General features: G+C 62.3%; 18 protein-coding genes and 4 pseudogenes. 12 read left to right on the forward strand and 10 right to left on the reverse strand.

The annotated features are described in order from the left end of the window. The first annotated feature begins 72 nt into the window (after positions 1 to 72). The 4 genes and pseudogenes from M653_RS0116815 to M653_RS0116830 all read left to right on the forward strand — a co-directional run bounded on the left by M653_RS0116815 (position 73) and on the right by M653_RS0116830 (position 7,508). Positions 73 to 4,611 carry a strawberry notch family protein gene (locus tag M653_RS0116815; RefSeq protein WP_027144396.1) on the forward strand — a complete coding sequence of 1,513 codons (4,539 nt, stop codon included), beginning with the start codon at positions 73 to 75 and terminating at the stop codon, positions 4,609 to 4,611. 12 nt (positions 4,612 to 4,623) lie between these two features. Beyond that, positions 4,624 to 5,661 (forward strand): toprim domain-containing protein, encoded by a 1,038-nt coding sequence (locus tag M653_RS0116820; RefSeq protein WP_027144397.1) that lies wholly within the window; start codon positions 4,624 to 4,626, stop codon positions 5,659 to 5,661. Positions 5,662 to 5,904: 243 nt separating this feature from the next. Further along, positions 5,905 to 6,848: pseudogene (locus M653_RS1000000134490) on the forward strand (DUF2493 domain-containing protein). A gap of 237 nt (positions 6,849 to 7,085) precedes the next feature. After that, positions 7,086 to 7,508, forward strand: a complete 423-nt coding sequence (locus tag M653_RS0116830; protein WP_027144398.1) for an antirestriction protein — start codon at positions 7,086 to 7,088, stop codon at positions 7,506 to 7,508. Positions 7,509 to 7,583: 75 nt separating this feature from the next. Here M653_RS0116830 and M653_RS0116835 read toward each other — a convergent pair whose 3' ends face one another. The 3 genes and pseudogenes from M653_RS0116835 to M653_RS1000000134495 all read right to left on the reverse strand — a co-directional run bounded on the left by M653_RS0116835 (position 7,584) and on the right by M653_RS1000000134495 (position 8,508). Next, complete coding sequence (locus M653_RS0116835) at positions 7,584 to 7,865, reverse strand: hypothetical protein (RefSeq protein ID WP_027144399.1); 282 nt, start codon at positions 7,863 to 7,865, stop codon at positions 7,584 to 7,586. Positions 7,866 to 7,898: 33 nt separating this feature from the next. Then, positions 7,899 to 8,180 carry a helix-turn-helix domain-containing protein gene (locus M653_RS0116840; protein WP_027144400.1) on the reverse strand — a complete coding sequence of 94 codons (282 nt, stop codon included), beginning with the start codon at positions 8,178 to 8,180 and terminating at the stop codon, positions 7,899 to 7,901. Beyond that, positions 8,177 to 8,508 (reverse strand): annotated as a pseudogene (locus M653_RS1000000134495) (type II toxin-antitoxin system RelE/ParE family toxin). Before M653_RS1000000134495 ends, M653_RS0116840 begins: the two are co-directional and overlap by 4 nt. 373 nt (positions 8,509 to 8,881) lie before the next feature. On the opposite strand from M653_RS1000000134495, the gene M653_RS0116850 reads away from it, so the two are divergent. The 3 genes from M653_RS0116850 to M653_RS0116860 all read left to right on the forward strand — a co-directional run bounded on the left by M653_RS0116850 (position 8,882) and on the right by M653_RS0116860 (position 10,814). Further along, positions 8,882 to 9,415 (forward strand): hypothetical protein, encoded by a 534-nt coding sequence (locus M653_RS0116850; protein ID WP_027144401.1) that lies wholly within the window; start codon positions 8,882 to 8,884, stop codon positions 9,413 to 9,415. A 695-nt stretch (positions 9,416 to 10,110) separates the two neighbouring features. Beyond that, positions 10,111 to 10,434 carry a DUF736 family protein gene (locus tag M653_RS0116855; RefSeq protein WP_027144402.1) on the forward strand — a complete coding sequence of 108 codons (324 nt, stop codon included), beginning with the start codon at positions 10,111 to 10,113 and terminating at the stop codon, positions 10,432 to 10,434. Between the two features lie 56 nt (positions 10,435 to 10,490). Beyond that, the gene (locus tag M653_RS0116860) at positions 10,491 to 10,814 is read left to right on the forward strand and encodes a hypothetical protein (RefSeq protein WP_027144403.1); all 324 of its coding nucleotides are present in this window, start codon (positions 10,491 to 10,493) and stop codon (positions 10,812 to 10,814) included. 65 nt (positions 10,815 to 10,879) lie between these two features. On the opposite strand, the gene M653_RS1000000135695 is transcribed toward M653_RS0116860, so the two are convergent. From M653_RS1000000135695 to M653_RS0116880, 4 genes are all read right to left on the reverse strand, one after another. Continuing rightward, positions 10,880 to 11,158, reverse strand: a complete 279-nt coding sequence (locus tag M653_RS1000000135695; protein ID WP_348626239.1) for a WGR domain-containing protein — start codon at positions 11,156 to 11,158, stop codon at positions 10,880 to 10,882. A 186-nt stretch (positions 11,159 to 11,344) separates the two neighbouring features. Beyond that, the gene (locus M653_RS0116870; protein ID WP_027144405.1) at positions 11,345 to 11,827 is read right to left on the reverse strand and encodes a helix-turn-helix transcriptional regulator; all 483 of its coding nucleotides are present in this window, start codon (positions 11,825 to 11,827) and stop codon (positions 11,345 to 11,347) included. A gap of 182 nt (positions 11,828 to 12,009) precedes the next feature. After that, positions 12,010 to 12,351 carry a hypothetical protein gene (locus M653_RS01000000132790; protein WP_032935408.1) on the reverse strand — a complete coding sequence of 114 codons (342 nt, stop codon included), beginning with the start codon at positions 12,349 to 12,351 and terminating at the stop codon, positions 12,010 to 12,012. After that, positions 12,348 to 13,049: a ParA family protein gene (locus M653_RS0116880; protein ID WP_027144407.1), complete on the reverse strand. Its 702-nt coding sequence runs from the start codon at positions 13,047 to 13,049 to the stop codon at positions 12,348 to 12,350. Before M653_RS0116880 ends, M653_RS01000000132790 begins: the two co-directional genes overlap by 4 nt. Positions 13,050 to 13,399: 350 nt before the next feature. Between M653_RS0116880 and M653_RS0116885 the strand changes: the two genes are divergently transcribed. Both M653_RS0116885 and M653_RS01000000132795 read left to right on the forward strand, forming a co-directional pair. Next, positions 13,400 to 13,714, forward strand: coding sequence for a plasmid mobilization relaxosome protein MobC (locus tag M653_RS0116885; RefSeq protein WP_245262180.1), 315 nt, complete (start codon positions 13,400 to 13,402; stop codon positions 13,712 to 13,714). A 272-nt stretch (positions 13,715 to 13,986) separates the two neighbouring features. After that, positions 13,987 to 15,852 (forward strand): conjugal transfer protein TraA, encoded by a 1,866-nt coding sequence (locus M653_RS01000000132795; protein ID WP_156938211.1) that lies wholly within the window; start codon positions 13,987 to 13,989, stop codon positions 15,850 to 15,852. A 36-nt stretch (positions 15,853 to 15,888) separates the two neighbouring features. Here the strand turns inward: M653_RS01000000132795 and M653_RS0116895 are convergent, their stop codons facing one another. Then, entirely contained in the window at positions 15,889 to 18,285 is a 2,397-nt protein-coding gene (locus M653_RS0116895) for a 1-deoxy-D-xylulose-5-phosphate synthase N-terminal domain-containing protein (RefSeq protein ID WP_027144409.1), read from the reverse strand. A gap of 124 nt (positions 18,286 to 18,409) precedes the next feature. Between M653_RS0116895 and M653_RS0116900 the strand changes: the two genes are divergently transcribed. From M653_RS0116900 to M653_RS1000000137330, 3 genes and pseudogenes are all read left to right on the forward strand, one after another. Beyond that, positions 18,410 to 18,883: an Lrp/AsnC family transcriptional regulator gene (locus tag M653_RS0116900; RefSeq protein WP_027144410.1), complete on the forward strand. Its 474-nt coding sequence runs from the start codon at positions 18,410 to 18,412 to the stop codon at positions 18,881 to 18,883. A 278-nt stretch (positions 18,884 to 19,161) separates the two neighbouring features. Continuing rightward, positions 19,162 to 20,263 (forward strand): annotated as a pseudogene (locus M653_RS1000000134500) (helix-turn-helix domain-containing protein). A gap of 362 nt (positions 20,264 to 20,625) precedes the next feature. Continuing rightward, a pseudogene (locus M653_RS1000000137330) lies at positions 20,626 to 20,929 on the forward strand (helix-turn-helix domain-containing protein); the annotation flags it as partial. Between the two features lie 128 nt (positions 20,930 to 21,057). On the opposite strand, the gene M653_RS0116920 reads toward M653_RS1000000137330, so the two are convergent. Beyond that, entirely contained in the window at positions 21,058 to 21,555 is a 498-nt protein-coding gene (locus M653_RS0116920; RefSeq protein ID WP_027144411.1) for an RES family NAD+ phosphorylase, read from the reverse strand. 8 nt (positions 21,556 to 21,563) lie between these two features. Beyond that, positions 21,564 to 21,914 (reverse strand): MbcA/ParS/Xre antitoxin family protein, encoded by a 351-nt coding sequence (locus M653_RS0116925; RefSeq protein WP_027144412.1) that lies wholly within the window; start codon positions 21,912 to 21,914, stop codon positions 21,564 to 21,566. Positions 21,915 to 21,918 lie beyond the last annotated feature (4 nt).

A 21,918-nucleotide genomic window follows, 5' to 3' on the forward strand; every position in this document is an offset into this window, starting at 1 on the left:
GAGGAGTGCGGCCCGGCCGGCGCGGAGAGAGTGCCGGCGCGGGGCCATTCCCCTCTCGCAAAGGACATCTCCATGAACATCGTTTCGACCACATCCGACGTTGCCCGAACGGCCGCTCCCCTCGGCACGCGGGCACCCGCTGCCAGCGACAGAGCCCAGGTGATCTTTCAGGCGGCGTTGCTGCTTCTACCTTTCCTAGAGCAGGGCAAGCCAGTCACCACCGCCGCGCTCCGCACCGCCATGACGGACAGCTTCGGCGGCACGGACGCACAGGGCTTCTGGGTCTGGAAGGACGCCTATGAAGCGCTCGAAGCGGCCCAGGTGCTGTTCCTGCGCCGCTTCGGATCGGCGATCCTGTCCCGGTCGACTACGCCGCAGGCGACCTTGGCGATGATGAAGCGGATCGCCAAGCTCATTCCCACCCATACGCGACGGACGGACGAGAGCCAGGCCATGCAGCAACTCTCCACACCACTGCCACTTGCCTTCGTTGCCGCGCATGCCGCTGCAATCAGCTCGTCAGACCTCGTTCTCGAACCCTCGGCCGGCACCGGCCTGCTCGCCGTCCATGCCGAGATCGCGCGGGCCACGCTCGTGCTCAACGAGCTTGCCGCGACGCGCGGCGATCTTCTCGGCCGGATGTTTCCGCGAGTCCCCGTCTCCCGGCACGATGCAGCCCATATCGACGATCGTCTCGATACCGCCATCGAGCCGTCCGTCGTGCTGATGAATCCGCCATTTACGGTCGGCGCCTATGTCGACGGCCATGTCGCCGATGCCGCGTGGCGGCATCTTTCGTCCGCATTCGCGCGTCTGCGTCCAGGCGGCCGTCTTGTCGCCATCACCGGCACCGGCCTGTCTCCCGAAAATCCCAAATGGCGGGCAGCCTTCGAACGGTTGCAGCAGCTGGGCACCGTCGTCTTCACCGAGGCGATCGACGGCCATGTCTATGCCCGCCATGGCACGACCGCCGAAACCCGGCTGACAGTCATCGACAAGATACCGGCCGCCGATCCGTCGCGTTTCGTCGCGTCGCCGGGCAGGGCGTCCGACGTCGATACGCTACTCTCCTGCATCATGGATCTGCCGCCCCGGACAGCGGACGGCCTTCCGGACTCGACCGACGCTCTGTCGAACGGGATCCTGCGCAATGCCGCCACGCACATGGCCGGTCGGCCCACGGCAGTAGCTGCACCCACGTCCGCAACATCGTTTGCACCAAAGGTTGTCCGACCGGCTCGCCCCGTTGCAAGGGCAACGCTCAGCCACCCGGCTCTTGCGAGCAGCGCCGCGGCGCTGCCCCTGACCTACGAGCTTCGCGAGTGGATGCCGGAGGAGAGTGGAAGTCTCACCGACAAGATCTACGACCCTTACGCCCTTCAGTCGATCCACATTCCCCGTGCAAAGCCGCATCCGACGCCGCTGGTCCAGTCGGCCGCCATGGCCGCGGTCGCGCCGCCGAAGCCTTCCTACCGGCCCCTTATGCCTGACGCGATCGTCGACGAGGGCTTGCTGTCGGACGCCCAGCTCGAAAGCGTGATCTATGCCGGGGAAGCGCATTCCGGTCATCTCGCCGGCGCCTGGACGGTTGACGAGACCTATGATGTAGTCTCGGCCGCTCCAGAAGGTGCTGCGAGCGCGGTTCGCTTCCGCCGAGGATGGTTTTTGGGTGACGGCACCGGCTGCGGCAAAGGACGACAGGTCGCCGGCATCATACTCGACAACTGGCTGCAGGGCCGCCGCCGCGCGATTTGGATTTCCAAATCAGACAAGCTGCTGGAAGATGCCCAGCGCGATTGGGCCGCACTCGGCCAGGAGAAACTCCTGGTCCAACCCTTGTCCCGTTATCGGCAGGGCACGCCGATCCGCCTTGCCGAAGGCATCCTCTTCACCACCTACGCAACCCTGCGCTCCCAGGAACGCGACGGCAAGAAGTCGCGGATCGCGCAGATCCTCGACTGGGTCGGACAAGAGGCGAGGAGGGCCGAAGGCCAGACGGGGAACGAAGAAAACCCGGCGAGGAGGGCCGACGGCCCGACGGGGACCAAACGGTCTTTCGATGGAGTCATCATCTTCGATGAGGCGCATGCCATGGCCAACGCCGCAGGCCGAAAAAGCGAACGCGGCGACGTGGCACCCTCGCAGCAGGGCAAAGCCGGCCTGCGCCTGCAGCATGCGTTGCCAGACGCCCGCATCGTCTACGTCTCGGCGACCGGTGCAACCGCGGTTGAAAACCTCGCCTATGCGCAGCGCCTCGGCATCTGGGGCAGCGAGGATTTTCCGTTCGCCAACCGTGCCGAGTTCGTGGCCGCGATCGAGGACGGCGGTGTCGCGGCGATGGAGGTCCTTGCCCGCGATCTCAAGTCGCTCGGCCTCTATACGGCGCGTTCGCTTTCCTATGACGGTGTCGAATATGACCTGCTCGAGCACGAACTGACCCCGGAGCAGATCCGTATCTACAACGCCTATGCGGACGCCTTCCAGGTCATTCACAACAACCTGACCGCAGCACTGGAGGCGGCCAACATCACCGGCGGGACCGCCACGCTGAACCGCAACGCAAAGGCTGCGGCGCGCTCAGCCTTCGAGAGCACTAAGCAACGCTTCTTCAACCATCTCATCACCTCGATGATGACGCCGACGCTGATCGACGCGATCGAGCAAGACCGTACCGATGGTCATTCGGCGGTCGTGCAGATCGTCTCAACCGGAGAGGCGCTGATGGAGCGCCGGCTTGCCGAGATCCCGACCGAGGAATGGTCGGATCTCCATGTCGACGTGACGCCGCGCGAGTATGTCGGCGGATATTTGATGCATTCCTTCCCGACGCAGCTGTTCGAGGAATATTCGGACGCAGACGGGAACGTTTATTCGCGACCCGCGCATGATGAGGATGGCAACTCTGTTCAATGCCGGGAAGCCGTACGCCGGCGTGACGAGATGATCGAAAAGCTTGCGTCGCTGCCGCCGGTCGGCAGCGCCCTAGACCAGATCATCCACCACTTCGGCACTGACAGCGTTGCCGAGGTGACGGGCCGCTCGCGCCGCATCGTCAGGAAGGCCGGCCGCGACGGTGTCGACCGGCTTGCTGTCGAGAACCGTCCGGGCTCGGCCAATCTTGCCGAGACCCAAAGCTTCATGGACGACGACAAAAGCGTGCTTATCTTTTCAGACGCCGGCGGCACAGGGCGCTCCTATCACGCCGATCTCGGTGTCAGGAACCAGAGGCTGCGCAAGCACTATCTGCTCGAAGCCGGCTGGCGCGCCGACAACGCCATCCAGGGTCTCGGCCGGACCCACCGCACAAATCAGAAGCAACCGCCGCTGTTCCGGCCCATGGCCGCCAATGTGAAGGCAGGCAAGCGGTTTTTATCGACTATCGCGCGGCGGCTCGACACGTTGGGTGCGATCACACGCGGCCAGCGCCAGACCGGCGGGGCAGGGCTGTTCCGGTCCGAGGACAATCTGGAAAGCCCCTACGCCCGCGCGGCGCTACGCCAATTCTACTGGCTGCTCCACCAGGGTAAGATCGAAGGCTGCTCGCTCACGACCTTCGAGACGGTCACCGGCCTGTCGCTGACCACCGACGAGGGCGGGTTGCGCGACGAACTGCCGCCGATCACAACCTGGCTCAATCGGCTGCTGGCGTTGCGCATCGAAACGCAGAACCTGTTGTTCGAGGTGTTCGAGCAGTTGATGGCGGGAAGAATAGAGGGCGCCATCGCCGCCGGGACCTATGACAAGGGTCTGGAGACGATCACAGCCGAGAGCATCGTCGTCACCGAACGCCGAACCGTCTACACACACCCGGTCTCGGGCGCGCAGTCGCATGTGCTGACCGTCGCGCGCAAAGACCGCATCCGGCCGCTCGGTCTCATTGATGCGCTGACGATTGCGCGAGCGGAGTCCCAATCGGTTTTGCTCGTCAACTCACGCTCGAGCCGCGCGGCCATACAGCTTACGACGGCGAGCTTGATGCTGGACGATGGAACCGTCGAGCATCGCGTGCGCCTGCTGCGGCCGACCGACGAACTGCGTTTCGGACTCGACGCCCTTGCCGAAACGCGCTGGCAGCCGGCTGACCGAAAACTGTTCTGCGAGATGTGGGAAGCCGAAGTGGCGGCCGTCCCGGAGTTCACAACCAGTACCTTCCACATCGTCGCAGGGCTCCTCCTGCCGATCTGGCGGCGGTTGCCTGACGACGATTGCCGGGTTTACCGCATCCAGACGGACGCCGGCGAGCGCATCATCGGCCGTCATATCGCGCCAACGCTGGTCGCGACCATGTACCGCAATCTTGGTCTCGATGATGTGCCAACGCTCGCGCCGGAGGAAGCGTGGACCGGCCTGATTGAGGGCCGGATCGGGCTGCAGCTTGCCGATGGCCTGATCCTGCGCCGCAGCCGCGTCATGCACGACTACCGTGTCGAGCTGATCGGCTTCACCGACGCAATGGTGCCGCGGCTGAAGGCGCTCGGACTGATTTCCGAGATCATCTCCTGGAAGCTCCGGCTGTTCATCCCGATTGCCACGCAAGGGCCCGCCATCCTCGCCTTGCTCCTCGACCGCCATACGCTGGTCGGCGTCACTGACCGTACCGCAGCGGCTTGAGGGGAGGCGATCATGACCGGCTCGGCATCCGAGCTGGCACGCCGCCTCGGTGAGCATGCCGAGGCAGTGTGCCGTGAATATCTCTCCAATGGTCATCGCTCCGGCAATCACTGGATCGTCGGCGACGTCCGCAACACCCGCGGCCGCTCCATGCATGTCCGCCTGACGGCCAACGCGAAAGGACCAGCAGGAAAGTGGGTGGACGAAGCCTCGGCAGAATATGGCGATCTGCTCGATGTCATCCGCGAAAGCTGCGGCCTCGTCGACTTCCGTGACGTCGCCGATGAAGCACGTCGCTTCCTCGCCATGCCGCGGCCCCGGACCTCAGGCGCGCAACGCCAGCCCACCCCGGCACGCGGCTCTCCCGACGCCGCGCGTCGCCTGTTCGGCATGTCACAGCCGATCGCCGGCACGCTTGCCGAACGCTATCTCGCCGGTCGCGGCATCCGGCTCGCCGCGCACGAGCGCGCCCTGCGCTTCCATCCCGGCTGCTACTACCGGGATCTCGTGACTGGCGAGACGCAGATGCTGCCAGCGCTGATCGCCGCCGTCACCGACCGCGACGGTCGTATCACCGGCCTCCAGCGCACCTGGCTCGCTCCGGACGGCAACGGCAAGGCGACACTCATCGATCCGCGCCGGTCGCTCGGCCACTTGCTCGGTAACGCTATTTGGCTCGGCCTCGATCCCGGGGCCGAGGTGCCGGTCATGGCCGCCGGCGAGGGATTCGAGACGATGGCTTCGCTCAGGACGGTGATGCCGACGCTGCCGGTGGCGGCTGCCACCTCGGCCAATCACCTCGCCGGCCTGAGCTTCCCGCTTGGTTGCCGTCGCCTCTACATCGCAGCCGATGCGGACGCCGCCGGCCGGCATGGCATCGAACGTCTCAGCCGGCGAGCAGGCAAGGCCGGGATCCTCGCCCTGGCGCTGCGGCCGCAGCTTGGCGACTTCAACGACGATCTGCGCAGTCTCGGCCCTGCCCATCTCGCGGCATGGCTCGGCGATCAGCTCGCCCCGCAGGATGCCCGTCGCTTTCTGCCGTCCGGATGAAGGGCTCGGGCCGGCAGGTGGGGCCGGCGTCACCGGAAGACCTTGGCATGGCGGCGGTCCGCCGGGAGAAGCCGCGCCCGCGGCCTGCCCGAGTGGCGACCCCTGCCACGCCCCCGTCACGGCCGCAACGGCTGGCGCCGTCCTCCGCTCGCGCTCCGGCCTTCGGTGCGGCCGCGCCCGGGCCGCGGCCGGGATGCGCTGTCAGGCCGCGACAGGCGCGGCCACAACCGACGGAGACACGCCATGACCTACGACCTTCCTTTCGACGACGCCTACGAGCCCTACCACACGTCCTCACCGACCGACCGCGTCATCCTCGAACTGCAGATGTACGGTCATCGTCCGCATCAGGACGAGCCCGATGCTCGCCCGCTTCCCGACGACGAGGTGATCCGGGCCGGCCTCGGCTCGATCGTCGAGACCTTCGCCGGCATGCTCGGCGACACCAGGCTCGAACCGGACCTCGACGACCTTCTCTGGTCCTTCACCAACGTCTTCCACCGCGCCGCCGAGCGCGTCGCCCGCAGCCTCGACCGCAATGAGGAGGCGCAACGGTCGAGCCAGCAGGAGCAGGACGGCTCTGAGGTGAAGTCCGTCGAGCTGGAACGGCTCACAGCCGAGGGCATAACCTATATCGAGCGCGCAACGTGCTCCAAATCATGCGCGACGAGGCCGCCGACCTCTACGAGGCGCAGACCGGATCGGCATGGCGGCCGCGTACCGGCTCCAAGGTCTCCCACCAGTCGATGACCGCCGCAGTGATCGACTCCCGCGACTTCCTCGCAGCACGCCGTCGTGCTGACACCGAGGTGCTGGTTCCGGCCGGCACCAAGATCGCTTTCGCCGGCGGCCTCGATTGCAACGAGCATGACCGGATCTGGGACGCGCTCGACAAGGCCCGCGAGAAGCATCCCGACATGGTCTTGCTCCACGGCGGCAGCCCGCGCGGGGCCGAGCGCATCGCCGCCTGCTGGGCAGAGAACCGCAAGGTCACGCAGATCGCCTTCAAGCCGGATTGGAACCGGCACGCCAAGGCGGCTCCGTTCCGCCGCAACGACCAGCTTCTGTCGGTCGTGCCCTACGGGCTGATCGTCTTCCCCGGTTCCGGCATCACCGAGAACCTGGCCGACAAGGCACGCCGCCTCGGCATACCGGTTTGGCGGTTCACCGAGGAGGGCGGCGCGTGATGAGCGCCACCCCGCCATCCCTGATTCCGACCTTCGCGGCCCCCGCTCAGCGGGCGGCCGGTTCCGGTGTGCCAGTCCGGACGGTCACGGCGACCCCAGCGACCTCTCCGATACAAAGGCGTCTCGCGATGGCGGCCTATGAGAGAGCCAGAGGTGGCCGAGACCGGAGGGCGGTGCGGGAAGGTGAGAGAGAGCCCCCGTGCCGCTTCCATCCCGCTCTCTCTGGAGGACCAGATCATGACCACTCACAACACTGCCACCCGCGTCGCCACCCTGGTGAGCGAGGACCGTCGGGGGAACTTTCTCCCCCGCCTGTTCGGGCTCGAGCACCTGATGGTCGCCGAGAACACCCTCTACGGCCTCATGGAATGGCTGAGCCCGCTCGATTATGGCGGGGGCTTCTGGCGGTTCTACGAATACGAGGGCAAGCCGCTCTATCTCGTGCCGACTTCAAAGGACCGCTATCGGATCACCTGCGAGACCAATGGCTACGAGGGCGAGGTATCCGCCGACGCGGCAGGCGTCATCGTCACGCTGTTCGCCCTTTCGCATCTTTCGTTTCGATACGAGTGCGACCTGCTGGCCAAGGGGTACGCCCGCCTCTACGCATTCGCGGCCGAACATCCGGAAGCCTCCGAAATATTCCAGGCGATCGACTGACCGCCATCGGCGCCTGACAGGCGCAAGGGGGCCGCGACTACGGCTCCCTTGCAGATCTGCCCGCATGGCGATCGCTTAGTCCGGATCGGTCTCGGTGAAGGGTGAGGGCAGGGTGGCTTCCTCAGGAAGCTGGGCGACAGCCTCGATCGCTCGTTTAAGCCGGTGGCTGCGAAAGGCGCTGTCGGCGAACCACAGCTCGATCTCGGCCGGATCCAGCGTGTCGACAAGCGCCGAGGTCGGCACTGCGCAGCCAGAGTCCCGGATCAAGCGGATGTTGTGCCGATAGCGCCGGATGCGTTCCGCCATCGGCAGCTCCGGGCCATGTTTGAGCAACTTGTCTTTCGGCCATTCCGGCATCGCATATCTCCCGCGGTGGCCTTGGCCTCGTGGTCACGCCGCTTTGGCGATGTTCATTTCCACGTGCATGCCGGCTGTCGCCGCCATGTTGACCAGCGTATCGAGGCCGAACAGGTCGATCTTGCCGCGCATGAGATCGGAGATGCGCGGCTGGGTGACGCCGAACAACCTGGCGGCCTGGGACTGGCTCAGCCCTTCGGTGGCAATGTGCTGCTTGAGCGCCATCATCAACGCCGACCGCAACTTCATGTTCTCGGCCTCGGCGGGGGTATCCGCGATGGCGTCCCACACACTCTCGAAGCGCTCGTTGCTCATCGGTTCAGCTCCTGCACCAGGTCCTTGTAACGTCCCGCGGCGAGCGTGAGGTCCGTCCGCGCCGTCTTCTGCGTCTTCTTTTGGAAGCAATGCAGCACATAAACAGCGTCGGCAAACCGGGCCACGTAGATAATCCTGAATGCGCCGCCCGCATCCCGGATCCTGATTTCCCGCACACCCTGCCCGACCGTGTTCATCGGCTTCCAGTCGTCCGGCTCGCGGCCGTTCTGAACCTGGTCGAGCTGATGACCAGCCTCGCGCCGCGCCACCGCGGGAAAGGCGCGCAGTCGTCAAGGGCGCTCCCACGGAACTCGACAGACTTGGTCATCAAACCTACCAATACAAAATTTTATATGGGCTGGCAACTGCGACCGTCTCCGAGTACTGGGATGGGTGATCCGCGTGATGAATTCTCATCAATCGCGCTGTGAGGACTGTCGGGCGCATCCGGCTGCGCCGGACCGAGGCTATTCCGCCGCCAGAGGCGGCTCCACGAATCCTGCTGACGCACTCTTCGCCCTTTGCGGGGTCACAATCCCTTGCGCGACCCCCACGAGCAATAGGCTCAGGAGAAGCAGCCGGTCGGTGGGGCCTACGCGGCGCGTCGAACAATGGCGAGCATTGCCGTCCAGGCCATCGGCTCGAGCGGGCGAGGGTGGCTGGCGCGGGGTGGCGGGCTTTGGAGAGAAAGGAGAGACACGATGGCGATGATATTCATTGGAGGCTCACGGGACATTGATGTCCTGCCCGACCCGGTCATCGAGCGGATCAGCGCGATTGTCGCACACGAGCACGGCGTTCTCATCGGCGACGCGCCTGGGGCGGATGCAGAGGTGCAGGGCCTGCTGGCGGGCTACGGCTACGAGCATGTCGGTGTGTTCCATGCCGGTAAAGAACCGCGCCACAACCTCGGCGACTGGGCGGCCTACCGCATCCCGCCACCTGATGGCGCACAAGGTTTCGCCGTCCATGCCGGGACGGACAGGGAAATGGCGCGCCGGGCCGACTATGGCCTGATGATTTGGGATGGCGCATCACCCGGCACATTCCTGAATGTGCTGCGCCTAGTGTTGATCGCTTCGCCCTGCGTCGTATACGACACGATGCGGAGCAGGGTGACGACTACCTTCAGCGTGGCTGAATGGCGAGCCATGTTCGAACGCGCCGGCGCCGACGTCGCGCGCGAGGTCATCGCCCGGATGACGGCAGAGGAGCGGAAAGCAGTAGCGGCGTAAGCGCAGATGGACACCACCTTCAGTCACGTTGGGCGAATCGGCTACGGTCTCGGCCAGCCTCCTATTGCAGCGCAACCCGGCCCCCGCCGGTATGACGCGCTCAGGACGGCCCCCCAGGCATACGGCGACCCTCTTGCTCTCTTCGCCGCCGGGAGCCAGGACGACAACCCTGAAGCACGCTTGCATGGCCGCCGACGCGGAGGCGCAGCGCCTCTCGCCGAATAGCTGCGACAGCTTCGTCGACAGCGACGATCATGACAGTCGTCGTCGGCTTGCCGAGGCTGCGGAGAGACCAGGGTGCTTCCTCGCCGGAGTTGGCGGTGCCGAACGATGGTGAGGATCGATGACGGGAGCGGTCGGGATCCTCCCAGCGGCCGCCGGCCAGAGGTCACGCCTTGCGACCGAGCAGCCACAGAAGATCGTCCCGGCTTCGGTTGCAACGCGAGCCATTCCCTTTTCATGTCGCCTTTGTAGAGGACCGCCTGCTTTGTGCGGTCAACCCCCGGTGGGGGTACACTCGGCGCAAATTCAGGAAAATTCGATTTCAATTTTTGTTTGCGGGCAGGCGAAGGACCTGCCCGCGGTTTTCGGCAAATAGAATTTTCCAGAATTTGCGCCGAGATGACCGCAGCAGGACGGCCCTCTCCTTCGACGCCATCGGGAATGGTTCCCGATGCAACCGAAGGAGAACTATCATGGCTACCACGATCGCTAACCTCACCACCAAGTCGGACGGCTCGATGGAAGGCGTCTTCGCAACGCTCCGGATCAACGCTCCGATCACCGTCATCCCGAACGGCAGCAAGGCCAGCGAGGAAGCGCCCGACTTCCGCATCCTCAACAAGCGCACCGGCTTCGAGATCGGTGCAGGCTGGTACCGCAAGTCGCAGCGGTCCGGCGAGGAATACCTCTCTGTCAAGCTTGAGGCGCCCGAGATCGGCGTGATCTTCGGCAACGTCGCCCCGGCCCCCGGCGGTGATGAGAGCAAGAAGGTCATCCTCTGGAATAACCCGCAGTGAGCGATCGGTGGCCGGCCCCGCAGGGGCCGGCTTCCTCTGCCAACAGGGAGGCTGCAATGAGCCGCTACACCATCACCGCCACTGGACACGGCCGATTGGACCCCGAAGCCATCATCGGCTACGACCCGCCGCTGCAAACCTATTTCCTACAGGCGTTCCCCCACGAAGAGACCGACGAACCGGCGCTGTGGCTCGGCACATACGATCGGGACTTCGACACGATTGTCGCCCTGCGCGCAGCAGCCTTTGCCAAAGGATACGACTTCACGCCGCTTCCCGAGGAAGTCGCCGCGCAACTCGCGGCCGACAAGGCGGAACACGCCGCCCGGCCACGCCACGTCTGTCTCGGCGAACTTCTGCGAAAGCCGCAATTCGAATAATCACTGGAAAGCCAAGAGGCCTGCACCGGGGCAGGCGTTTTGCAGTCGCGCCGACATCCCAATCGTCAACCATTCCCTGACACATCATGATAGCCGCGTCGCCGCTTGGCGTGCTCGATCACCAACCGAGCCGCGTGAGCCTCCTCTGCTCCCTGGTAGAGGTCGATACGGATACGGCCCAGCCGTCCGATCCTCCCCCACTCCCGTACAACACAAATGTCGCCGAATAGGCTCGGCGTTGTCGACAAGCTATAGTACCGCGCCATGTTGCACGCGGGATCGATGCGGTGGAGACGTGTCGCGGCATCTGTCGGCATGTCACGACATTGACCACTTACGTCCATCTCGTCCAACGAGTTCGATGAATCAATCCGGCTTCATCGATTCACAATTCTGATGCGTGGAAGTGCCGCTAACTTTGGGCGAGCCGCCTTGGCGGAAGGGCACAACTTACGGGGTGCCGGCGCTCCCCGAGCCTCTCGGTCGCCGGCGACGATCCCTCTCGCGCCGCCCGGCGGCATCATTGCCCACTACCTCGATGGCTGCTCGGAAGTTCTGTCTTCCCCAACCAGACCTTCGATCATGCTGAGCAGGCCGGATGCGGTCGAGGCCGGCATGTCCAGAATGCGCAGTACGAGCTTCAGCTTGTCGTCGGCCTCCTTGCGGCTTTCGCCGAAAAAATGCGGTGCGGCGGCGTGGATCATTTCCACCGGCGAACAGCCGAGGATTTCGCAAAGGTGGATCAGCCGCGTCGCCTGCAGCTTCGAAAACGCCCGCTCATAGCGCGCGAAAATCGTCTCATGCAGCCCGACCATCATGCCGATCTGGGCGCGATTGAGCCGCTTCGCGTCGCGATGCTCGCGGATGAACTGGCTGAATATCTGCTCGATCTCGCCGAAGCTTCGAATGCCCTCGAAACCTGGCTTGCGATAGATCGGTTTCTCCGATTCTTCGTCGCTCGTTTCGACGAGCCCACATTCGTCAATATATTTCTGGACGTCCTTGATCGCCATGGCGAAGGCTTTGGCCCGCTCCCTGTTGCCCTAAAAACACGTCGCTATGACGCGCGTCTTCTCCCCCGTCGGTCCTTCCTCTGTGAAATCAGGACCAATTTGACATCAGCCTAGCAGCAAATAGGCGCTCTGATCAAATGTCCCTGGACCGCGAGCCCGGAGGCCGAAACCTGATCGGACTATCAAGCGCCAATCTCGTCGAGATATTTGACGATCGCCGCCTCGATGATCGCCTGCATCGATGTCTCCGCATTGAACGATGCCAGCTTCAGCCGGCGCTTGGTCCGCCGATCAAGGCTCACATTGACGAAAAAGCTCTCCCCTTTCACGCGCTCCCGTTTAACCCGCCGCAGCGCCTTTCTCGCTTCCTGACGGATACTGATATCGGCTTCCGCCTTGTTGGCTGGAGGCTCCGGCAGCCTCGCATCTGCCTCAGGCGCGCACGCGTCCGGCACGTCGACAGCCACCTTCTTCTTGGGAGCGGTCACGAACTCATCGAGCGATAGCTGCTCTTTTCCGCTCACCGACCGCCCCCCGTCTCTCCATCAGTGCCCAAAAGCTCATCGATCTCCTCCACAACGCTTTGTGTCTCCCGACGTGCCTTCGCGATCGCTTCCGTCAGTTCCTGCATCTGCAAGGTCCCGATGCCGTTCTGGATATCCTTGTACACGTTGCGTTCCATCACCTCGGTCCGGAAGAGATAGGTTCCGACCTTGTCCTCGATGATCGGCCGGATCTTCCGATAAAGTTCGGTGTGCCGCACGGTCAACGATACACGCGTCCGCAGCACACCGTGAAGGCAACCGCGGCCGAGCGCCTCGTTGACGCGCAGGACGGATTCAAAACAGTCGATCGCGCCGAGTACCTCCCGCTTCGATGCCTGGATCGGCGAGATGACAAGATCGGACCACCCAATCACCGGATCGACGATCGCCGTGTCCTCGCCCGGCGTGTCGATCAGAATGCAGTCGAAGCCGGAGCCTGCGCGATCCAGATAAGTGCCGACCGCCTTGGCCGTCTTGTGGCCAACGACATCGACGCGCTCGGCCTGGGCTTCCTTCTCCCGGCAGTCGCTCCACCACTTGGTCAGATTGCTGCGCGCATCCATGTCGATCATCGCCACGGTTCGACCTCGAAGGGCATACTCGCCAGCGATGTTTATGAGAGCGGTGGTCTTGCCTGCGCCTCCCTTGCCGTTGATGGCGGAGATCACGGTCGACATCCTCTTCTCCTACAAATATGGGTTTCTACTCACACACGAATCCCCGATCGCAGGGATGTGGATTCATGTGACTCAAGGCTCAGCCATATATAGAAATCTAGGGTCATATTGACCATCAAAAAGTGGTAAGATCGCCAAAATCAAGTATTATCGATGTCTTTTTGGTTGGCAGGATACGAAAAAATGTGATACATTTTTCCTGACGATCGAGGGACGGGCCCTCGATCCGCGGCTTTGGCCGCTAACCAGGTAGAAGGGTGATGGTGAGAGCCGGCGCAACTGTTGCAAGACGGCCGCCTAGGCGGGACAGAGTCGCGCATATCCGGTTCGCCTGCGACGAGCTTGCCGTTGTGAAATCGGCTGCAAATGGCGCCGGCATGTCGGTGTCTGGCTTCATCCGCTCCCTCGCCTGCGAGGGTGCGGGCATCCGCCCTTTTCTCAATGATGCCGATCGCGCGATCCTGCAACTCCTCGCGGCGGATTTGCGTGCTGTCGGCAATGGTCTCAACCAGGCCGTGCGCGCGCTCAATACGGGGCGGTTGCGCACGGTTTCGGACATCGCCGCATCTGCGGACGATGCCCGCGCCATTTCATTGACCGTCGCCGCCGAGCTGTCCCAGATGACGAAACGCGCCGGCACGGCGCGGCGCTTGGGGGCTCGCTAATGGAATTTTTCCTTGGGACTTTCGAACGGGAGTGGGAACGACGTCGCGCAGCACTGCTTCATGAAATACAGCGGAGTCGGGACGAGCGCCATGACTGGGACTGGCGGCGAAGGGGCGGGGTGGCGTTCGCACCAGACGAAACGACAGGGCGAGGGGACAGGGCGCGCGCCGGCCACAACGCCAGCCCGCGTTCCAATCTCACCAGAGCTGTCGCGCCGAACCGATCGATGCGTCAGCGGTTCACGGCCGTAGCGCAAGGGAGCCAGCCTGCGGTGGTCAAGCTCGCGTCCTACGGTCGTGGAGCGCGCCTGGGTGCTTTGGTGAGCTACGCCTCCCGGAATGGCGAACTGGCCGTCGAAACCGAAAAGGGGGAGCAGATCATCGGCAAGGCGGGCCTGTTCCAATTGCGCACCGAATGGGAGCATCTTTTCGACAATCGTGCCTCGAGCCGGGACGTTGGTCTGTTCCAGGTGACGGTGAACACGAAGACAAACGATAGCGATCGTGACCAAATCCTTCGCCATGTCCTGCGCGCCGCGTTCGGCGAGCGCCGCTTTGTTTATGCAATCGAGGGCGTACACGGCAGGCATTTGCGAGTGCGCGGGGTCCTGCTCCTGCGCGGGCCGGCTGGCGAGCGCCTGACCGGCGACGCGAAGGCCGCGGCAATCGCCCAAGATCGGTTGAACAGGAGCAGGATCGGCTGCGATGTCCAGGCACGGGTTCTGTTCCACGGTCACGGCAATGGCGTCGCGTTCGCAACGAGCCGGATTCGCCAAATGGTCGAGCGCTTCGAAGGGCGGGTCCGCGATGATAGGGAAAGCCATATCGAGACTGTCAAACAAGCTGGCGATCTCGTCCAGAAGGACTGGCGCAAGCAGATGCAAAGCCGCACAGGACGCGACGTCATGCATCTGGTCGTCTCGGCGCGCGCGGGCACTGATCAAGCTGCTTTTCGAGACGCGGTGCGGGAATTCCTTGGCGATCAATTCACCGGGCATCGGTATGTTTATACCATGCACGATCCGTCTGACGATCCAAAAGTGGCAGGGCATGGCGGCAAGCGGCCCCATGTCCACGCCCACGCGATCGTTACCATGCGTGGGGAGACAGGAGAACGCATCGAGACGAGCCCCCAGGTGTTCCGGGAATGGCGCTCACTGATGGCTGAGAAGGCCCGGGCGCACGGAATCCGCATGGAGCTGACCGATCGTCGCGAGTTTGCAAGTGCGCCTGCCTATGCTCGTAATCAGGTGCGGCCTGTCGGCTATGTGGGCAGAAGCGAGCATGGGGGCACAAGCGCGTCGGCACATGCACGTTATCTGGCCAAGCGTTCCAATCTCCCCCACGCAGCAAAGTCCGTCCGCAGTGCCCGATATTTGAGAGAGGTTGCCCAGGCATGGAACGCAATTGCGCGGGGCAGCACAGAAAAGAAGATCGCCAACTTCGCTGGAGACCAGCTCGAACGAATCCGGGCTGCTGCACGCTACACCGAGATCGTGACGCAGAGACAATCCTCTGGGCAAGCAGCGGACAGGGATGACCCCACAGTGCTTTTGGCCCGGGAACTTTTTGGAGGCGAGGAGGCTGCCATGCTTGCGATGACACGTCCCGAGTTTGAGGCATACGAGAAACGGATAGAGGCTATTCTGGCGGATGTCGGGCGCTCGATCGAGCCATGGGAGCGCAAACAATTCACCGAAGTCGTTGAAGCCGCGCGGGAAGTGATGAGCATCCGCCGGGAAAACCTCCGCATTTCCGAACAACAGCTTGCCGCGAGCGAATCTGATCGGAACGCCCAAGTTCGCACTGGCGAGCCTTCGCAGCTGTTGGAGAGCGGATCTCAAACCCCACAAACCACATCGAACTCAAAGCACGAGCCGAGTTCAGGGAATGCGGCAGTGGTCCGAAGCCGGGAGCTTGAACACGATGATCGGCTGCGCAGCGCCCATGAACCTCTTGATCCCCGCGAACTACGTCCCGGTGAAAGGATAGGATTGACCAGGAAAATAGCGGGTCAACCAAGAGGGGTGCCGGAGCCGAGTTCGCCACGACAGGATCAATCGGCGCAGCGGCTGCGGGGATCGGAGCAGGAAGTCGAAGAGCGGCAGCCGCGTGATCGCAACGAGCGCGAGCGCTAGGCTGGTGACACCATCGCGCCTTCCTAAGCCGAGACGTTAGCCGGCTGCTCGCAAATGTCGGATTGGCTTTCCGGGTGAAAGCGACTGCGCGGCTCGCGCGATGCCTTGCGCGTCAATTCCATGGTGCCGATAGAGGTCCGCGATGGTGCCCGACTGGCCGAAATGCTCCACGCCCAGCGACCGGGTCTTGTGACCCTCAACGGATCCGAGCCAAGCAAGCGTGGCAGGATGGCCGTCAAGCACCGTGACGAGCCCACAATGTGAGGGAACGCTGGCTAGCAATCGTTCGACAGGGCTTTGTGCATGGACGACGCCGTGCTCCCTGGCGCGCTGTGCGGCGGTCCATCCCGCATTCAGGCGATCTGCAGACGTTACCGCCAAAAGGCCCACGTCGCGGCGATCCTCTGCGATCAAGCCGATCGCATCTATCGCTTCGGGTGCAATCGCTCCCGTGTAGGCGATCACGATCTGCGCATTTGGCCCTGGCTTTCGCATCCAATAGCCTCCACTGAGAATGGCTTCAGCCAGTGTCTGATCAATAGCGCGTTTGGGTTGTTCTATCGGCCGCGTCGACAGTCTGAGATACACCGAGCCTCCAGTGGCATCCCTGAGCCAGGTCACGGGATCGGGCTGGATATCTCCATCGCGTTGCATGTAGTCGAATGAAAATCGCAGAATGGTTGCGAGCTCGTCGACAAAGGCTGGCTCAAAGCTGGCGAGCCCATCCTGAGCCATACCGATGAGGGGAGTTGCTATCGATTGATGGGCGCCGCCTTCAGGCGCCAGACTGATACCGGAAGGGGTGGCGACGACAATGAAGCGTGCATCCTGGTAACAGGCGTAGTTCAGCGCATCGAGCCCACGTTCGATGAACGGGTCATAAAGGGTCCCTATCGGCAAAAGCCGCTCGCCAAATATCGAATGAGAAAGCCCCAGAGCCGAGAGGTTGATAAACAGGTTCATCTCGGCAATGCCCAGTTCGATATGTTGGCCTTTCGGTGAGAATTGCCAGTTGAAGGTCGACGGGATGCGCTCCTTCTTGAACAGATCCGCCTTCTCTTCCCGGGCAAAGAGTCCCCGACGATTGACCCAAGCGCCGAGATTGGTCGAGACGGTGACGTCCGGCGATGTTGTGACGATCCGCCTTGATAGCTCGGTCTCCGACTTGGCGATCTCATGCATGAGAATTCCGAAGCCATGCTGTGTAGAGACAGGCGATTGCACCTCGATGGCAAATGCCTCGGGGACAGCAATTTTCGGGGGCGCGTGGCGGCCACGGCGCCCGGCATTGAATGGTGCTTCCTTAAGAAAGGCAGACAACTCGGCGGCGGGGAGTTGAAGACCTTCAAAGGGTTCCCATTCGAACCCCGGCCGTACCCGAAGGCGGGCGCGCAGGTCTTCGGTCTGTGCCGTGGTCATCAAGCCTGCATGATTGTCCTTGTGGCCAGCCAGCGGCAGGCCGAACCCCTTGATCGTATAGGCGAGAAAGCAGACCGGCCGATCATGCTTGCGTGCCTCCTCGAAGGTCTTCAACAACAAGGGCAGATCGTGACCGCCAAGGTTTGTCATCAAGCGCGCAAGGTCGTGGTCGGAGCGGTTTTCAATCAGCCTGGAGACTTGACCTTGATCACCGATCTCATCGAGCAGGCGTCTGCGCCACGCTGCCCCACCTTGATAAGCCAGAGCCGAGTAGAGCTGGTTGGGGCACTTGTCGATCCAGCCGCGTAAAGCCGCACCCCCAGGCTCCTCGAAAGCTTGTTCCAGCAGGGAGCCGTATTTGAGGATCACCACCTCCCAACCGAAATCGCGAAACAGGGAGACGAAGCGCTCCCACAAGCCTTCCCTTACGACCGCGTCCAAGCTTTGGCGATTGTAGTCAACGATCCACCACGTGTTGCGCAGACCGTGCTTCCAACCCTCGAGAAGAGCCTCAAAGATGTTACCCTCATCCATCTCGGCGTCCCCAATAAGCGCGACCATGCGCCCTTCGGGACGGTCATTGGCCATGCCTTTTGCTCGAAGGTAATCCTGCGCCAACGAGGAAAACAGGGTTTGCGCGACTCCCAGTCCGACAGATCCGGTCGAGAAGTCGACATCGTCCGTATCCTTCGTCCGTGATGGATAGGACTGCGCCCCTCCATAGGCGCGGAAGGATTCCAGTTTCGACCGTGTCTGGTTGCCGAAGAGATATTGGATAGCATGAAAAACCGGACTTGCATGCGGCTTCACTGCGACCCTGTCTTCAGGATGCAAGACCGCGAAGTAGAGTGCAGTCATGAGCGTGGCGAGCGATGCTGACGATGCCTGATGCCCTCCAACCTTTAGCCCGTCGTCATTTGGCCGAAGGTTGTTGGCGTTGTGGATCATCCATGTGGACAGCCACAGCACCTTGCTTTCGAGTTCGTTGAGGCACGCGAGTTTCGGATCGTTCATTTTCGAGCTCCACCGAGAGGAGGCGAGGATAGGACAATCCAGCGGGCGATTGCGGCTAAAAACGCGATAAGATAGAGCAGTTTCAGCCGAACCCAGCTAATTGTCATGTGGGAAACCAAAACTCATGCCAAACCGTGTCATTGACGATATCGATCGCAAGTTATTGTCTGCACTTCAATCCGATGCTCACGCGACGACGGAAAAACTCAGCGAAATGGCCGGACTCTCTCCGTCACCTTGCGCCCGTCGAGTGCGGATGCTCGAAAAATCAGGCGTGATCAGAGCCTACGTGGCAATCGTTGATCAGGTGAAGGTAGGATTGCCCGTTAGCGCATTTGCGTCGGTCAAGCTCGAGCGACAGCGGGAAGAAGAGCTCGATGGGTTTTCGAGTGCCGTCCTTCGTTGGCCTGAAGTGGTCGAATGCTATTTGATGACCGGGAAAATGGACTTCTTGCTGCGTGTCGTCGTGAAGGATTTAGAGGCGTATGAAACTTTCCTGAAACAGAAACTCACGAGACTGGATGGCGTGGCATCGATCGAATCCAGCTTCGCCTTGGGCCAGGTGAAGCATGCATATGGGCTTCCGATCGGCGCCTGAAGCTCTACCCTGAGAAATTAGCCGGCGCCAAATCCGGGAGGGTACATAGGTAGGCACCGGCCGTGCGGGAAATCGGGCCCGGCGCATCGACGTCCGCTGGACGCTTCGCAACCTGGGGCAAATGTCAGCGAGCGTCAACATACTGTTTCTACGAAGTATTCTGCGGTTCCATAATGTATGTTATGCATTTTTTACTCTATTGCCGCAAAATAGAAATGTCTTGATTCCGCAAAGTTGGAATGTCGCCCTGCTCGTCGATGAGCGAGGGAGACGGTGGGTTGGGACTGATTTTGATGAGCGAGCGCGAGCTGCAACGCATCGAGGTGCTGTCGAAGGTTTTGGAGCGGCGCATGACGGTTGTCTCTGCCGCGCATGTCCTGGATATGACGACACGCCAGGTCCAGCGTCTGCTGAAGGCGTTGCGGGCTGAAGGCCGCCGCAGCACTTCGGCACAAGGCTCGAGGACGACCGTCGAACCATCGATATGTCGCCGGCGTCGGCGAACTGGCGGTTCAATTTGTTCGCGAACATTATCTCGACTTCGGGCCAACCTTGGCGGCCGAGAAGTTGGCGGCGAACCACGGCCTGGTCGTGTCGCGAGAGACGTTGCGCAAATGGATGGGGGAAGCTGGAATCTGGTTGTCCCGAAAGCAGCGCAGGACGTTCCATCAGCCCAGATTACGTCGGGAGTCATACGGCGAGCTAGTACAGATCGACGGCAGTGATCATCGTTGGTTCGAGGAGCGGGGCGATCCATGCACCCTGCTCGTCTTCATCGACGACGCAACCAGCGCGCTTCAACAGCTTCGCTTTGTGAAGTCGGAGAGTACGTTCAGCTACTTCGAAGCGCTGGAGCTTTATCTGAAGACCGAGAGGTTCGCCAAGGTCCCTGCCCGACCGGACAATCTGCATCGCGCATTGAATGTTGCGCCGGATCGGCTGCGTGACGTGCTGTGCAAGCGGGAGCAGCGTTATGTCGGCCAGCAATTGTCGTTCTCCTACGAACGCAGGCAGATCATGCTTGAGAAGAACGAACTTTCGTGCGGGCTGGTCGGCAAATATGTCGATATCCACGAGTTCGCCGACGGTCGGCTGGATGTTCGATGGAGAGCGTGTTCCTTGCCCTACACCGTCTTCGACAAGGAGCAGCGCGTCACGCACACGGCGGTCACCGAGAACAAGCGGCTCGGCGAAGTGCTGACTTGGATCAAGGCTCAGCAGGATGAGGCGAGGCCTCCGCCGAAGATCAAGACCAACAGCGAGCAGAGCGCCTACAAGAAGCGCGGAACCAAGCCGGGCCGCAGGACGGACTTCATGAACGATCCTGCAGTCATCGCGCGGCGAGAACAGGCACTGGCAAGCTTGACCGCTGTCGAGTGAGGCGGCTCTCAAAGCTAAAGCCAGAGAGCCAAGCTGGATCGCCCCCGATCGGGCTGCGCAACCCCGGCCAGCTGACGCCCGATCGGGCGCTCACGTCGGTGCCAAGAAGCGCCTCACTGTCGCATTTCTAACTTGCTGCACCCTGCCCTTTGGAAAGGGCCATGCGACATTTCTACTTTGCAGAGCCGGCGACATTTCTACATCGCCGCCACATTACTCACACAGCCATTTAGTAATGCGACAGTTGCCCCAGTCGGAGAAGCGACACTCCCCGCTTCCGAGGCTGGTCAACATGAAGCTGGAAAGGAAGGCTGGCGACTTCACAGCGCCTGGCCCGAGACCGGGCCCATTGCGGAGCCGTCATGCCTTTGGTCACCTTGTCGCAAAAAGAGCTGCATCGTCTCGAAGCCATCCAGAAGATCCACGACCGACGACTGAGCGTCGTCCAGGCAGCGGAACTCCTTCACCTCAGCCGCAGTCAGTTCACCGGCTGTTGCAGGCCTATGACCAGGACGACGCCGGCGGCCTGGCCTCGAAGAGGCGCAGCCGCCGAGCAATCGCCGCCATGATGAGGACTTCCGCAACGCCGCATTGGATCTGGTGCGCGATCGCTACCGGGACTTCGGCCCGACGCTAGCCCGCGAGAAGCTGCTTGAGCGGCACCAGCTTTGGTTCGAACGCCGGCCGGGCGCCTTGTGACGCAGTGCGCCAGCGCTGCCCCGGGAGTTGGCCGAGGACCATGGGTGTACGCGAGACGCTGCGCAAATTGTGACCGATCGCGAACAGCGAACTGCTCATGGCGAAAGCCGGTTTTCGTCGTCGATGAGTGTCAGCTGAGACGGTGCCGTGTCGCTCCATTGCCAGAGCACGAGGTTGAGATCATTCCTTGTCGCACCAGGCGCGAAGCTCCTGACCAGCAGAGCGCGATAGCCCTTGCCGATCAGATGCCGGGCGAAGGCCTGTGTTTTCGCCTCACCGGCTATTCTCATTTGATCGCGCCAGGTGGGATCGGCCAGCGCGCTGCTGTCCAACTTTTCGGCATTCAGGGCCATCTCGTCACGGCTATCGAAGATGTTACCGATGTCGGCATCGTAGGAGACAAGTGTCGTCGGTTGAAAGCTGCCCGCCTGATTGGCTTCGCGCAGTGCGGTGAGCACCGTCAGTGACGAATATAAGGCTGGAACGCCCCTGGCATTGAAGCGACCGCCGTAGAGCTCCGCTCCTCGGCCTGACAGGGGCTCGGCTGCATAGATAGGATTGAGAGCGCGATAGAGCGGGCCACGATAGCGCATGCGGATGATCAGGCGTGGACGCCGGCATCAACCGCATCGATATATTCGAGCACCTCGTCTGCGCGACCGCTGCGAACGAGTTGCATTGCCGTCATCCCTGAAAAACCAGGAAGAGGTTCTGAGCGGTACCAGGCATAAGCCATCAGGGCCGAGCCAAAACGAGCTTCGACCTTGTTAATGATTTCCACCAACTCGCGCAGCCGGCGTTGCGTCCGATCCGACCGGACCCGATCTTTGCGTTGAATGGCGTCCTTTCCCAATCCTGCTGTACGAGCCACTTCCTCGCTGGTCGTTTGGAAAGTGGCCGCTATCTTGCGAGGGGCGAAAAGTCCATTATCGAAATATTGCGTTAGGCCCACTGCG

The organism is Mesorhizobium sp. WSM3626, from assembly GCF_000513935.1.
GTDB classification, from domain to species: Bacteria; Pseudomonadota; Alphaproteobacteria; order Rhizobiales; family Rhizobiaceae; genus Mesorhizobium; species Mesorhizobium salmacidum.